The sequence below is a fragment of the Streptomyces sp. ATexAB-D23 genome, from assembly GCF_000373645.1.
GTDB lineage: Bacteria > Actinomycetota > Actinomycetes > Streptomycetales > Streptomycetaceae > Streptomyces > Streptomyces castrisilvae.
Map to the genome: position 1 here is coordinate 120852 of NZ_KB892015.1, position 14540 is coordinate 135391.

The 14540-nt window shown below is 72.7% G+C and carries 9 protein-coding genes and 1 pseudogene; 6 read left to right on the forward strand and 4 right to left on the reverse strand.

The genetic code is table 11. The features are described 5' to 3' along the window. Positions 1–172: 172 nt before the first annotated feature. The 3 genes from B082_RS0116575 (at position 173) to B082_RS0116585 (ending at position 5243) form a co-directional block, all read left to right on the forward strand. Positions 173–3055 (forward strand): DEAD/DEAH box helicase, encoded by a 2883-nt coding sequence (locus tag B082_RS0116575; protein ID WP_018552933.1) that lies wholly within the window; start codon positions 173–175, stop codon positions 3053–3055. After that, entirely contained in the window at positions 3052–4398 is a 1347-nt protein-coding gene (locus tag B082_RS0116580; protein ID WP_018552934.1) for a hypothetical protein, read from the forward strand. Before B082_RS0116575 ends, B082_RS0116580 begins: the two co-directional genes overlap by 4 nt. 254 nt (positions 4399–4652) lie before the next feature. Beyond that, positions 4653–5243 (forward strand): N-acetylmuramoyl-L-alanine amidase, encoded by a 591-nt coding sequence (locus tag B082_RS0116585; protein ID WP_018552935.1) that lies wholly within the window; start codon positions 4653–4655, stop codon positions 5241–5243. A 28-nt stretch (positions 5244–5271) separates the two neighbouring features. Here the strand turns inward: B082_RS0116585 and B082_RS0116590 are convergent, their stop codons facing one another. Further along, complete coding sequence (locus B082_RS0116590; RefSeq protein WP_018552936.1) at positions 5272–5844, reverse strand: helix-turn-helix domain-containing protein; 573 nt, start codon at positions 5842–5844, stop codon at positions 5272–5274. A 108-nt stretch (positions 5845–5952) separates the two neighbouring features. On the opposite strand from B082_RS0116590, the gene B082_RS0116595 reads away from it, so the two are divergent. Then, a complete protein-coding gene (locus tag B082_RS0116595) occupies positions 5953–7182 on the forward strand; it encodes a benzoate/H(+) symporter BenE family transporter (RefSeq protein ID WP_018552937.1) in 1230 nt (409 codons plus the stop codon). A gap of 85 nt (positions 7183–7267) precedes the next feature. Beyond that, positions 7268–9061: an ABC transporter ATP-binding protein gene (locus tag B082_RS0116600; RefSeq protein ID WP_026249868.1), complete on the forward strand. Its 1794-nt coding sequence runs from the start codon at positions 7268–7270 to the stop codon at positions 9059–9061. Positions 9062–9113: 52 nt separating this feature from the next. Here the strand turns inward: B082_RS0116600 and manD are convergent, their stop codons facing one another. Next, positions 9114–10328: a D-mannonate dehydratase ManD gene (gene manD / locus B082_RS0116605; protein ID WP_018552939.1), complete on the reverse strand. Its 1215-nt coding sequence runs from the start codon at positions 10326–10328 to the stop codon at positions 9114–9116. Between the two features lie 154 nt (positions 10329–10482). On the opposite strand from manD, the gene B082_RS0116610 reads away from it, so the two are divergent. Further along, positions 10483–11688 (forward strand): MFS transporter, encoded by a 1206-nt coding sequence (locus B082_RS0116610; RefSeq protein WP_018552940.1) that lies wholly within the window; start codon positions 10483–10485, stop codon positions 11686–11688. Between the two features lie 12 nt (positions 11689–11700). On the opposite strand, the gene B082_RS0116615 is transcribed toward B082_RS0116610, so the two are convergent. Together B082_RS0116615 and B082_RS0116620 are read right to left on the reverse strand one after the other, a co-directional pair. After that, positions 11701–14103, reverse strand: a complete 2403-nt coding sequence (locus B082_RS0116615; protein ID WP_018552941.1) for a glycoside hydrolase family 9 protein — start codon at positions 14101–14103, stop codon at positions 11701–11703. Between the two features lie 225 nt (positions 14104–14328). Further along, a pseudogene (locus tag B082_RS0116620) lies at positions 14329–14540 on the reverse strand (IS110 family transposase); the annotation flags it as partial.

The following is a 14540-nucleotide window of genomic DNA, read 5'->3' on the forward strand; positions in this document are numbered from 1 at the left end:
GGTGTGCGGGGGGCCAGCCCCCTCGCCGGATGGGGGGCCGACTACACCGGGCGGGCCCGCCCGGGTTCAGGAGTGGCGTGTATCACAGGCTTCGAGGGTCATTCATCGGCATTGTTGGGGTACCCTCGGCGACTTCAGCCGACTAGTCAAATTTGAGGACTCTGACATCGCTGTGCACAGCCTCCCTGCCGTTTCGCTCGCCGAGATCTCCGCACTCACCGGCTGTTCCGTGGTCTTCCTGCCCTCGGACCCCTCCCGCACCGGCCGCTTCGCCTTCTGGCGCCCCGACGGCTGCGGCCTGCCCGACGGCCCCGGGGAAGCCGGGGAGCTGACCGTGGCCGGTGCCGACGATCTCCCGTACGAGGTACCGGCCCGCCTGCTGCCGGTGCGCGACGCGCTCCCCGTACTGACGCGCGCGCGTGCGGCGGCCGAGGCGTCCGCATCGATGGCGTTCTGGGGCGCGGCGGGGCTGCTGGCCCTCCAGTTCGCGGCCCGGGGTCTGCTCCTGCCTGGTCTGAGCGCGACGGACCACGACACCTGGCGGGCCGGGCCGCTGACCGCCGACGACCAGACCCGCATCCGCACCCTGGCCGCGTCCATGCCGCCCACCGCCCACGCGGTCCCCCTCGACACGACCGCTCGGCCGCTGCTCCTGCCCGAACCGGAATGGCTGGTGCGGGCGTTCCTCGACGCGGTCGCGGACTGCCTGCCCAGGACGCCCGCCGCTTCCCTCGCCGCGGGCGGTACCGCGTTCACCGCACGGGCGCCGCAACTCGTTCCCGGCCATCGCGCGTGGGCCGCCGATGTCGCGGCCGGTCATGACGCGGGGGTCCGGCTGTCGCTGCGCGTGGAGGTGTCGGGCCTCGACCGGGACGACACGTCCGCGGGGCCGTCGTTCCGGGTGGTTCCGCAGATCCACAGTGTCAGCGATCCGGCCGTGGTCGCCGACGCCGCCGAGATCTGGGCCGGCGGCGGCCCGGCGGCGACGGCCTTCGGCCCGCGCGTCCGGATGGACGCCCTGCTGATGCTGCGCCGGGCCGCCCGCGCCTGGCCGCCGCTGACGCCCCTGCTGTCGGCGGCCGTCCCCGACGCGGTGGAGCCGGCCGACGAGGAGATCACCGAACTGCTGGGGCCCGCCTCACGGGCGCTGGCCGCGACGGGCGTACAGGTGCACTGGCCCCGGGAGCTGACCGCCCGCAGACTCACGGCCCGCGCGGTGATCGGACCGGACGGCGAGGACGGCGACGTGCCCGGGAAGCAGTCGCGTTCCGCGTCGGATGCCGTGCCGCTGCTGTCCTCCGACGCCCTGCTGGCCTTCGACTGGTGGTTCGCGCTCGGGGACCAGAAGCTCAGCCGGGAGGAGCTCGACCGGCTGGCCGAGGCGGGCCGTCCGCTGGTGCGGCTGCGCGACCAGTGGGTGCTGATCGACCCCGACGAGGCGCGCCGCGCCCGGGAGACCCAGGACCGCAAGGTGACCCCGATCGACGCCCTCGGCGCGGTCCTGACGGGTTCCACCGAGGTCGACGGCCGCCGGGTCGAGGTCCGGGCGACCGGCTGGCTGGAGCGGCTGCGCGAGCGGGTCTCCGACCCCGCCTCGCAACAGGACGGCGGCGGGGAGCCGGCGGTCGGTCAGCCGGCCGCGCTCACCGCGACGCTTCGGGACTACCAGCTCCGCGGCCTGAACTGGCTGCACACCATGACCTCGCTCGGACTCGGCGGGTGTCTCGCCGACGACATGGGGCTCGGCAAGACCATCACCCTGATCGCCCTGCATCTGCACCGCCAGAGCCTGGACGGCGCCGCCGGGCCCACCCTCGTGGTCTGCCCGACCTCGCTGATGGGCAACTGGCAGCGGGAGATCGAGAAGTTCGCCCCGGGCACCCCGGTACGCCGCTTCCACGGCGCCGCCCGCGGCCCGGACGACCTGGCGGGTTCCGGGTTCGTCCTCACCACGTACGGGACGATGCGGCTGGACGCCCCGAAGCTCGCCGCCGCGGAGTGGGGCATGGTCGTCGCGGACGAGGCGCAGCACGTGAAGAACCCGTACTCGGCGACGGCCCGCGCCCTGCGCACCATCGGCGCGAAGGCGCGCGTGGCCCTGACCGGCACCCCGGTGGAGAACAACCTGTCCGAGCTGTGGGCGATCCTCGACTGGACGACCCCCGGGCTGCTGGGGCGGCTCGGCACGTTCCGCACCCGCTACGCGCGCGCGGTCGAGGGCGGCGACCCCGCGGCCGCAGAGCGGCTCGGCGCGCTGGTGCGTCCGTTCCTGCTGCGCCGGCGCAAGTCCGACCCCGGCATCGCCCCGGAGCTGCCGCCGAAGACCGAGACGGACCGGGCGGTGTCGCTGACGGCCGAACAGGCGGGGCTGTACGAGGCGGTGGTGCGGGAGACGCTCGCGGCGATCGCCGAGGCCGACGGCATGGCCAGGCGGGGTCTCGTGGTGAAGCTGCTGACCTCGCTCAAGCAGATCTGCAACCACCCGGCGCAGTACCTCAAGGAGGAGGAGCCGCGCATCGCGGGCCGCTCCGGAAAGCTGGAACTGCTCGACGAACTGCTGGACACGATCGTGGCGGAGGGGGCGGGGGTCCTCGTGTTCACCCAGTACGTCGGGATGGCCCGGCTGCTCGAACGGCATCTGGCGGCGCGTGGGATCAGCACCCAGTTCCTGCACGGCGGCACGCCGGTCGCCGCGCGGGAGGCGATGGTGAACCGGTTCCAGGCGGGGGCCGAGCCCGTCTTCCTGCTGTCGCTCAAGGCGGCGGGCACGGGGCTCAATCTGACCCGGGCGGGCCATGTGGTGCACTTCGACCGCTGGTGGAATCCGGCGGTGGAGGCACAGGCCACCGACCGCGCGTACCGCATCGGGCAGACACAGCCGGTGCAGGTCCACCGGCTGATCGCCGAGGGCACGATCGAGGACCGGATCGCGGACATGCTCGCCCGCAAGCAGGGGCTGGCGGACGCGGTGCTGGGCTCCGGCGAGAGCGCCCTGACCGAGCTGAGCGACGCGGAACTGGCCGATCTGGTGGAACTCCGAGGGGGGACTCGATGAGGGACGGATACGGGGCGGACGTCTTCGCCGACGGGGGCGACGGCGACGAGCGGGATGACACGCCTTCCGGTCCGGAGCGCACCTTCGCCGCCCTGCCCCCGGCACACGGCCGCGGTTTCGCCGACTCCTGGTGGGGCAGGGCGTGGCTCAAGGCGCTGGAGGACACCGCCCTGGACGGACGGCAGCTCAAGGAAGGGCGCCGGTTCGCCCGCGCGGGCCTGGTCGGTGCCGTTTCGGTGCGGCCCGGCCGGATCACCGCGGTGGTCCGCGAGCGGGACGGGAGCACGTACCGCAGCGATGTGCTGCTCCAGGAGCTGGACGAGCAGGACTGGGACCGCTTCCTGGACATGGCGGTCGAGCAGGCCGGGCACATCGCGGCGCTGCTCGACCGGGAGATGCCGCCGCATCTGGTCGAGGACGCGGCGGCGGCCGGGATGGACCTGCTCCCCGGCATCGGCGACCTCGACCCCGAGTGCTCGTGCGAGGCGTGGGACCACTGCCCGCACACCGCGGCCCTCTGCTACCAAGTGGCGCGGCTGCTGGACCAGGACCCCTTCGTGCTGCTGCTGATGCGGGGGCGCGGTGAGCGGCGGCTGCTGGACGAGCTCCAGGAGCGCATCGCGTCCCTGGCCGGGGAGCCGGACCCCGCCGCCGCACCCGAGCAGCGGGCCGCGGGCGGCCGTGAGGTGCCCGGCGTGCCGGCGGCGCAGGCGTACGCCGAGGCCGGCATCCTGCCCGCGCTGCCTGCCCCGCCGGAGCTTCCCGACGCGCCGGGCGCGGCGCCCTCGCTGGACACGGAGACCGATCCGGAGCCCGGGGTGGACCCGGCGGCGCTGGAGATGCTGGCGACGGACAGCGCGGCGCGGGCTCACCGGATGCTGGCCGACGCGCTGGCACCGGGCCACGATCACCGCCCACCGGAGGCGGAGCCGACGGTGCAGCAGGACGCGGTGCGGCTGGCCGCCGAGGCGCGCCCCGAACCGTGGATCGTGAAGCGGCTGGCGGCCGGCTCGGGGCGCCCGCGCGCCGGGCTGCCCGCAGCGGTCGCCGCCTGGCGGTACGGCGGCGCGGCCGCCCTGGCCGTGCTCGACGAGGACCGGGCGCTGGACTCCGGTGTCCTGGTCCGGGCCAGGGCGCGGCTCGCCGAGGCGTGGGAGGAGGACGAGGCTCCCCGGCTGCGGTCCGAGCGCAACCGCTGGACCTCGGCGGACGGCGGCGTTCAGCTCCGCTACGGCCCCGACGGGCGCTGGTACCCGTACCGCAAGGAGAACGGGCAGTGGTTCCCGGCGGGTCCGGCCGACGACGATCCGGCGGCGGCGTGGGCGCAGGCCCGCGGCCTCTGAGGGGGCGCGGGCCGCCGGGAGGGGCGCGCGTCGAAGCTGTGCGCCCCCTCAACGCCCCCTCAACGTCCTCTCCGTGGCAAGGATTTGGGGCTCCCGCCGTCTTCCGCGACCCGCGCGGCGCCCGTACGGTGGGGCCCGCACATCGCTCGGCCGCACATCGGACAGCGGGTTCCGGTCACCGGACGGGCCGCCGGCCCCGCGCCCGGCGGCCGGGCCGGCCGGACCCGGATCACCCACCCCCCACAGGAGTACGCATGGACCGCAGAAGAATCCTTCAGGGCGCCGCGGTGGCCGCGGCGGGAGTACTGCTTCCCCCTTCCGTCCGGGCGACCGCGGCGACGACAGGCGCCACGGACTACCCGTCGGCGCACTGGGTGCCCGCTTCGGCATCCAACTACACGGTCTCCACGCGCCCTTCGGCGTACCCCGTCCAATACGTCGTCATCCATGTCACGCAGGAGACGTTCTCCGAGGCGGTGGCGATCTTCCAGAACCCGGCGAAGCAGGTCTCCGCGCACTACCTGGTGCGTTCGAGTGACGGATACATCAACCAGTGCGTGCGGGAGAAGGACGTCGCCTGGCACGCCGGGAACTGGGACTACAACACCCGCAGCATCGGCATCGAGCACGAGGGGTGGGTGGACCAGCCCTCCTACTTCACCGACGCCCTGTACGAGAAGTCGGCACTGCTGACGGCCAACGTCTGCGACCGCTACGGCATCCCCAAGGACCGCGCGCACATCCTCGGCCATGTCGAGGTCCCGGGCACCGACCACACAGACCCGGGCCCGCACTGGGACTGGACCCGCTACATCCGGATGGTCAATCTCCTCAGCGCGGGCTGAGCGCCGCCCGGCGGGCGGGGCGGCACGGTCAGCCGGCGCCCCGCCCGCCGCGCCCCTCCCCCGTGACCGGGCAGCGCACGAAGAGAATGCCTTGCACATCGCCGTCGGGGGCGCCGTAGACATGGGGTTCGTCGGCGCTCCACCGCGCCGAGGCTCCGGGCCCGACCGTGCTGAGGTCGCCCGGCCGCCCGACGACCGCGGTGCCGGCCAGCACCATCAGGCTCTCGGACGTACCCGGCACATGGGCCTGGGACTCCTGGACCGCGCCGGCGTGAATGGTCACGCGGAACACATCGGTGACCGCCTCCCCGTCCTCGTACCGCTCCAGCAGGACCGCGGTGACGCCGCTGCCCGAGACACCCGACCCGTTCCCCGTGAGGACGCCCGGGGGCGCGGGGTCGCTCAGGACCGCGCTGAGCGGGCGGCCGAGGGCGGTGGTGAGGGCGTACAGCGTCTCCAGCGTGGGGTTGCGCCGCCCGCTCTCCAGCTCCGAGAGCGTCCCCTTGCCGACCCCGGAGCGCCTGGCCAGCTCCGACAGCGACACGTCCATGTCGTGGCGCAGGGCCCGCAGCCTGCGCCCGACGTCCTCGTTCAGCCCCATCTCCGCCCGCTCCGCTTTCGTGGTTGACGGGCACCGGCCCGTCTCTTTAGTGTTCCACAAACAGAACGTTCCGTATACGGAACGCATGCACCGGGAAGTGGCTCACTCATGCTCGCGATCACCCGCATACGTTCGGCCGCACCCCCGTCCGCCGTGGCCGCGGGGCTCATCGCCGTCATGGTCGGAGTCACCAGCTCGGCGGCGCTGGTGTTCACCGCCGCGAAGGCCGCCGGGGCCGACGCGCGGGAGATCTCCTCCTGGATGCTCGCCCTCGGCATCGGCCTCGCCTGCACCTGCGCGGGCCTCTCGCTGCGGTACCGGGCTCCGGTCGTGACCGCGTGGTCGACGCCGGGGGCGGCGCTGCTGGCGACCAGCCTGAGCGGGGTCTCCATGCCGCAGGCGGTCGGCGCGTTCATCTTCTCGGGACTGCTCATCCTGGTGAGCGGGGTGACGGGATGGTTCGCCCGGGTCATGAACCGCATTCCCGTGCCGCTGGCCTCCGCCCTGCTCGCCGGGGTGCTGCTGCGGTTCGGCACGGGTCTCTTCAGCACCATGCACCACAGCTTCGCCGTCGCGTTCCCGATGTTCGTCGTCTATCTTCTGGGCCGCAGGCTGATGCCCCGTTACGCGGTGCTGCTTGCGCTCGCCGCCGGGGTGGTGGCCACCGTGTTCACCGGGGGCTGGCAGCCCGACCAGGTCCAGCTCTCGCCGGCCGTACCGGTCTTCACCGCGCCCGAGTTCGACTGGAAGGTGCTCGTCAGCGTCGGCGCGCCGCTGTTCGTCGTCACGATGGCCTCGCAGAACCTCCCCGGCGTCGCCGTGCTGCGCGGCTCCGGATACGACGTGCCGGTCTCCCCGCTCATGACGTGGACGGGCGCGGCCAACGCCTTGCTGGCACCCTTCGGGGCCTTCGGGCTCAACCTCGCCGCCATCACCGCCGCCATCTGCACCGGCGAGGAAGCACACCCGGACCGTGACAAGCGCTATCTGGCAGCTGTCTGGGCGGGGGTCTTCTATCTCTGCGTGGGACTGCTCGGCGCGACCGTCGCCTCGCTCCTCACCGCGATGCCGCAGGAACTCGTCCTGGCGATCGCGGGGATCGGGCTGCTCGCCACGATCGAGTCCTCGCTGGCATCCGCGCTGGCCGACAAAACGTCACGCGAGGCCGCCGTCGTCACCTTCCTGGCCACCGCGTCGGGTGTGTCCCTGCTGGGCATCGGCTCCGCCTTCTGGGGGCTGCTCGCCGGCCTCGTCACCAGCGCCGTCGCCTCGCTCGGCCGCCCCGCCCGGAGGGACCCCGCACCCGACCCGCGGCCCCGCGAACTCCCCGTGCGCTGACCACTCCCGGGCCGCCGCACGGACACGTGTCCCCTCCGTGGAACACAGTTGCCCCGGGCGCCGGCCGCGGGGTGGGATGGTCACCATGCAGAAAGCGGTCTCTCCACCCTCCGCCGAATCCCTGGCGCCCTTCGACCATCTCGACCACCGCTACCGCGGCGAGCACCCGGTGCGCACCCTCGCACTCCTCTTCCGCCCCGACCGCGGGCGGCTCGCGCTCGCCGTCGTCCTCTTCACCGTGAAGCACAGCCCCATATGGCTGCTGCCGCTGATCACCGCGACCGTCCTGGACGTGGTGGTCCAGCACGGTCCGGAGTCCGGCCTGTGGAAGGCCACCGGGCTCCTCCTGTTCATCCTCGTCCTCAACTATCCGCTCCACCAGTGGTATGTGCGGTGCCTGGGCGGCAGCGTCCGCCGCATGGGCATCACCCTGCGCTCGGCACTGTGCCGCCGCATGCAGCAGCTGTCCGTCGGCTACCACGCCCGGGTCAGTTCCAGCGTGTTGCAGGCCAAGGTGGTCCGGGACGTCGAGGCGGTGGAGCAGATGATGCAGCAGAGCGCCGACATGGGCCTCGGCGCCGTCGTGACCCTGGTCGGCGGGCTCGTCGTCATCGGCTTCCGGGTCCCCTCGTTCCTGCCCGTCTTCCTGGTCGTCGTCCCCGCCGCGGGGTTCCTCGTGATGAAGCTGCGGGCCCGGCTGCGCAGCCACAACGAGTCCTTCCGCCGCGAGGTCGAGCAGCTCTCCTCCCGCGTCAGCGAGATGACCACCCTCATCCCCATCACCCGCGCCCACGGCCTGGAGCGCACCGCTCTGGGGCGGGTGGACGGCTCGCTGCGGCAGGTGTTCGCCGCGGGACTGCGCCTGGACATGCTCAACGGCCGCTTCGGGTCCCTGGCCTGGGTCCTCCTCAACACCCTGGGTGTGCTGTGCCTGACGGGGTCCGCCCTGGTCGCGTACCACGGCTGGATGCCCGTCACCGCCGGTGATGTGGTCATGCTGAGCGCCTTCTTCACCGTCCTGACCGGCTCGGTGACCACCCTGCTCGGGCTCGCCCCCATCCTCACCAAGGGGCTGGAGTCGGTGCGTTCGGCGGGTGAGGTCCTCCAGGCACCTGACCTGGAGCACAACGCGGGAAAGGCGCAGGTGGAGCACGTCACCGGCCGGATCGACTTCGAGGACGCCGGATTCGCGTACGACGACGCGGAGCCCGCCGTGGACGGGTTCACGCTCTCGGCGCGGCCGGGCGAGACCATCGCGCTGGTGGGCGCGTCGGGAGCGGGCAAGTCGACCGTCCTCAACCTCCTCATCGGCTTCATCCGCCCGACCTCGGGCCGGATCATGCTGGACGGCGCCGACATGGCCGGGCTCGACCTGCGCAGCTACCGGCGGTTCCTCTCGGTGGTGCCGCAGGAGTCGATCCTCTTCGAGGGCAGCATCCGCGAGAACGTGACGTACGGTCTCGGGGACACCGACGAGGCGACCCTGCTGGCCGCCCTGGAGGACGCCAACGCGATGGAGTTCGTCCGCCGTCTGCCGCACGGCCTGGACACGGTGGTCGGCGAGCGCGGAGCACGTCTGTCGGGCGGTCAGAAGCAGCGCCTCGCCATCGCCAGGGCCCTGATCCGCGACCCCAGGGTCCTGGTGCTCGACGAGGCCACCTCCGCCCTGGACAACCGGTCCGAGGCGCTCGTGCAGGAGGCGCTGTCGCGTCTCGTGCACGGCCGGACCGTCTTCGTCGTCGCCCACCGGCTCTCCACCATCCAGGGCGCCGACCGCATCGTGGTGATGGACGGCGGCCGGATCGCGGAGGTGGGCACGCACGAGGAGCTGCTCGGCAGGCACGGGACGTACGCGGGCCTGCAGCCGGCGTTCCCGTGACAGCGGCGGGCCGCCGGGGGCGATGACCGTCCCGGCGGCCCCGCTCGGCCGGTCACCAGTCGTGGACGGTGCCGTCCCGGAGCCGGTTGACGGGCAGGTAGCTCTGCTCGTACGGGTGCGCCGCCGCCAGTTCCTCGTCCAGTTCGACGCCGAGTCCGGGTGCCTCGCCGGGATACAGGTGGCCGTCGGTGAAGGTGTACGCGTGCCGGAACACCTCCTCGGTGAGGGGGTTGTGGCCGGAGTACTCCTGGATGCCGAAGTTGTGGACGGCGAGATCGAGGTGGACGGCCGCGGCCATCCCGACCGGTGAGATGTCCTCCGGCCCGTGCACCGCGCTCCGGATCTGGTACTGCGCGGCGAAGTCGAAGAGCTTGCGCAGCGGGGTGACGCCGCCGAAGTGGGTGACCGCGCTGCGCACGTAGTCGATCAGCTGCTCGGTGATCAGCGTCCGGTAGTCGTGCACGGTGTTGAAGACCTCGCCGATCGCGAGAGGCGTGGTCGTGTGCCTGCGCACCAGCCGAAGCGCCTCCTGGTTCTCGGCGGGTGTGCAGTCCTCCAGCCAGAAGGGGCGGTACGGCTCCAGGTCCTTGCCGAGCCGGGCCGCCTGGACGGGCGTGAGCCGGTGGTGCGCGTCGTGCAGCAGCGGGAGCCCGGCGCCGAACTCGGCGCGGACCGCCTCGAACACGGCCGGGGCGTGCCGCAGGTAGGCGTCCGTGTCCCAGTCCTCGACCAGGGGACGGGCCTGCTGATGGAGGACGGGCGCGCCGTGGTCGTCGGTGGCGTGCACCCCGTAGACGGCCCTGAGGCCGGGGATGCCCGTCTGGATGCGGACGGCCGGGTAGCCCTCGGCCAGCCGGGCCCGCACGGAGTCGAGGAGTTCGGGGATGTCGCGGCCGTTGGCGTGGCCGTAGGTGGTGACGCGTTCGCGGGAGGCGCCGCCGAGCAGCTGGTAGAGCGGCATTCCGGCCGCCTTCGCCTTGATGTCCCACAGCGCGACGTCGACGGCGGCGATGGCTGCCATCGTGACGGGGCCGCGCCGCCAGTAGGCGCCTCGGTAGAGGTACTGCCAGGTGTCCTCGATGCGGTGCGGGTCCAGGCCGGTGAGCAGGGGCGCCACATGGTCCGTGAGGTAGCTGACGACAGCGAGCTCCCGGCCGTTGAGCGTGGCGTCGCCGAGTCCGGTGAGCCCTTCGTCCGTCGTCAGTTTCAGCGTCACGAAGTTGCGGCCGGGGCTGGTGACGACGACCCTGGCGTCGACGATCCTCATGGTGCGCTCTCTTCCGGGCCGCGACGGGCGGCGGCCCCCGCCATTGTCGGAGGGCGGCCCCCGCGCCGCGCACCTGCCCGTATGGCGGTACGTCCCTTCGCCGGGCGCCCGCCCGCCGGGACCCGGGGGGCGGGCGCTGCATAGAGTGGCGTGCGTGAGCGTGCGCGAGGATGCGGAACGGACGGGCGGACACCGGGCGGGCTACTCGGCCGCGGCGGTCGTCTTCGCCATCGGCATGGCCGGCACCACACTGCCGACCCCGCTGTACGGGCTCTACCAGAAGGAGATCGGCTTCTCCGAGCTCATGGTGACCGTCGTCTTCGCCGTGTACGCGGTCGCGGTCATCTCGGTCCTCCTGCTGGCGGGCAACTACTCGGACAAGGTGGGGCGCCGGCCCGTACTGCTGGCCGCCATGGCGCTGTCCGCCGCGAGCGCGGGCTGCTTCCTCCTGGAGAGCGGGCTGCCCCTGCTCTTCGCCGGCCGGGTGCTGTCGGGCGGCGCGGCCGGCCTGCTGAGCGGCGCGGCCACGGCTGCGGTCATCGAGCTGGCGGGCCCCGGCCAGAAGGGGCGCGCGGGTTTCGCGGCCACGGCCGCGAACATGGGCGGGCTGGGCTGCGGGCCGTTGCTGGCCGGGCTGCTGGCCGAGTACACGCCGTGGCCGCTGAGCCTGCCGTTCTGGGTCCATCTGGGCCTGGTCGCGCTGGCCTGCGTCATCACCTGGCGGCTGACGGAGACGGTCGCGGAGCCGAAGCGGTGGCCCCGGCTGGAACCCCAGGGTGTCAGGGTGCCCGCCGAGGTGAAGGGCGTCTTCGTGCCGGCCGCGCTGGCCGCCTTCGCCGGGTTCGCGCTGCTCGGCCTGTTCACGGCGGTCGCGCCGAGCTTCGCGGCCAGGACGCTGGGCGTGCACAACCTGGCGGTGACGGGCGCGGTGGTCTTCTCCGTGTTCTGCGCCTCGACGATCGGCCAGTCCCTGGCCCCGAGGATCGGCGCCCGGCGCGCGCTCCCGCTGGGCTGCGCCGTGCTGATCGTCGGACTCCTGCTGGTCGCCTCGTCGTTGCTGGCGAAGTCCCTGGTCCTGCTCGTCCTGGGCGCCGTCTGCGGGGGCATCGGGCAGGGACTCGCCTTCCGGGCCGCGCTCACCCTGGTCGGTGAGGCCGCCCCGGCCGAGCACCGGGGCGGCACCATCTCGGCGTTCTTCGTCGTCGCGTACGCCGGGATCTCCGTGCCCGTGGTGGGGGTGGGCGCGCTGGCCACCTGGCTGGGTCTGCGCGACGCCGGTCTGGTCTTCACCGGCTGCGTGATCCTGCTGGCGGCGGCCGCCGGTACGTACGCCGCGCTCCGGGCGCCGGCCCGGGCCTGACGCCCCCTCCCGTCAGCCGCACTCCTTCCCGTTGAGGGTGAAGGCGGCCGGGTCCGCCGCCGGGGCGCCGTTCGCCTGGAACCCGAAGGAGACGCCGGCGCCCGCGGCGACGGACGCGTTGTGCGCGGCGCCCGTCACGGTGACCCGGGTGCCGGCCTGCGCGACGGTCGCGTTCCAGGCGTTGGTGACGTTCTCGCCCCCCTGGAAGTCGAATCCCAGCTGCCAGCCGTCGAGCGGCGCCGGCCCGGTGTTCTTCACCGTCACGTCGGCGGTGAAGCCGGTGCCCCAGGCCTGGCTGACCCGGTAGGTGACGTCGCAGGACGCGGGCGCCGGTCCGGGTGTCCCGCCGGGGTCGGGGGTCGGGGACGGGTCGGGGGTCGTCGTCGGGTCCGGAGTGGTCGTCGGGCCCGGACCGGGGCCCGGGTCCGTGCCGTCGGGAGCGCTCCCCCACTGGGGTGCCGAGCCCTCCAGCAGCACCATGTGCGGCGCGTCGACCGGCGTGCCGCCCGGGGTCGTCGCCGAGGACGGGTAGGACCAGTCGTTCGAAGGGTCCCAGGCCCCGGACGAGCTGATCCGGAACTGGACCTCCTTGCGGTACGCGGACTGGCCCGCCGGCGCGATGTCCGTATCCGAGCAGTCCACGGTCACGAAGTAGACGTCGCCCGCCTCGTGCGTGGGGCCGGTCACCTCGCCGCACTGGTTGTAGTTGGTGCTGAGAGTGATCTGCTCGGGTGTGACACCCGGTTCCAGCGTGAAGTAGTAGCGCACGGACGCATCGGTCAGGGCGCGCGCGGGCCACGCGGACCGGTTGATCAGGTACGCCTTGATCTCGGTGAAGTCGCCGCCCTGCGCGTTCACCGACGCCTGGACGGACATCTCCGGGCCGTCCGGCTGCTCCGGCTGCGGGAAGTCCGCGAGCGGGGTGCCTCCGTATTCGGCGTAGAGCCGGGCCAGCGCGCCGGTGAAGGCGGCGTTGTAGTCGGTGGCGACCTCGTTGTTGACGTAGTTCGAACGGTCGTCGGTGTACGAGTCGTCCGCCGCGCTGGGACCGCCCACCAGCGCCCCGTACAGGGTGTGCCTGCTCTCGACGGGGTTGTCCATCTGATCGGTCCACGAGCCGTGGGCGGTGCGGTGGTGCGGTTTGGTCGGCGGGTTCTCACCGAAGCCGACGACGTAGCTCGACCTGCGCGGGTTGTCGCCGAGCGCGTAGTCGATCTGGCGGACCGCGAAGTCGTGGTAGCGGCTCCTGCGGGTGGCGTCACCGGTCAGCCAGTCGGAGTAGCTCAGCGCCACGAAGGCCGTGTTCGCCGCGTACCGGAGCGAACCCCAGCTGTCCAGAACCGCCTGGCCGCCCGGCGAATAGGGCACCCGCTCGCCGTTGACTCCTACGGTCCACCAGTCGAGCCAGCGGTTCGCGTCGTCGATGTACTTCTGCTTGCCCGTCAGCTGCGCGAGCAGCACATAGGCCCCGTAGGAGCTGTCGTCCCAGGAGAGTGTCCAGCGGTAGGACCGCGTGGTGCTCTGCGGCTCGGTCGAGAGGTCGTCGTAGGCCGACTCGGCCTTGGCGAGGTACGCGGGGTCGCCGGTCGCCTTGTACAGCCAGATCGCGCCCCAGACCAGCTCGTCGTCGTACCCGCTCCAGGAGTTGTAGTAATTCTGCGCGTCGGTGATGCAGTCGCTGTACTTGCCCCGGTAGGTGTCGGCGAAGGTGTACAGCTGCTCGGCGTGGGTGATCAGCTTCGCGGCGTACGCCGGGTCGCTGTCGGCGAACACCATCGAGGAGGAGGCCAGCGCGGCGGCCGTCTGCCCCGCCAGGTCGCTGCCGGGGCACGAGGCATCGATCTTGTACGCGGGGCGCTCCATCGGCATCACCTCGGCCGGACCCCACCACTTGTGGTCGTCGCCGCCGTTGCCGACCTGCCCGTACAGCACGTTGGGCGAGGGGTGGGCCCTGAGGAGGTAGTCGTCGACGAAGCGCAGGTTGTTCCGCAGGTGGGTCAGCTGGCCCGACGCCTCGTACGCCGCCTCCTGCTCCACACCGCCCCATGCCAGCATGGTGGCCGAGAACGCCATCGGCAGGCCGAACTTCACATGGTCGCCGGCGTCGTACCAGCCGCCCGTCAGATCCAGGCCGGCGTCCTTGCCGTCATCGAGCGCGGAGTCGCCGCGCCAGGAGACCCGGTTGGTGTCGGGCAGCTTGCCGGACTGCTGCGCCTCGTAGAAGAGCACCGACTTCTGCAGCGCCTCGCCGTAGTCGAAGGCGGGAGCGGCGGCGGCCGGGGACGGCAGCGAGAGCGGCAGCAGGAGCCCGGCGGCGACGGTGAGCGCCAGCGCGGCCGTGCCCAGCGGGCCGGCCCTGCGGGCGGCGGCGCTGCGGGGACGTCTTCGCGGGGTGGGGAGAGTGAGCGAGCGCAACGGAGCATTCCCTTCCGTACGTCGGTGGGGTGCTGGGGCAGGTGGGAGCCCGGAGGCGTGGGAGCGCTCCCAAACGCGTTGCTCATGAAGCCAGTTATCGAGTGGGCTGTCAACGGTTGCGGCACAACGCCGTGGTGCGACAGGCGGCCCCGGAACCCGGGGGGTGCCTCTATGTCCTTCGTCAAGGCGCCCCTGTCGGGTTTGGTGTGGTTCGGTGTGCTGGGGTTATGCGGCGAGCTCGACGTCCTTCGGTGTCCGGGATTCGTAGAAGGTGCCGTCGCGGAGCATGGCGAACAGGACGCTGATGCGTTGGCGGGCGAGGCGGAGGAGAGCTTGGGTGTGGGTCTTGCCGCGGGCTCGTTGCTTGTCGTAGTAGGCGCGGGAGGCGGGGTCGGCGTTCATGCAGGCGAAGGCGGACAGGAACATGGCCCGCTTGA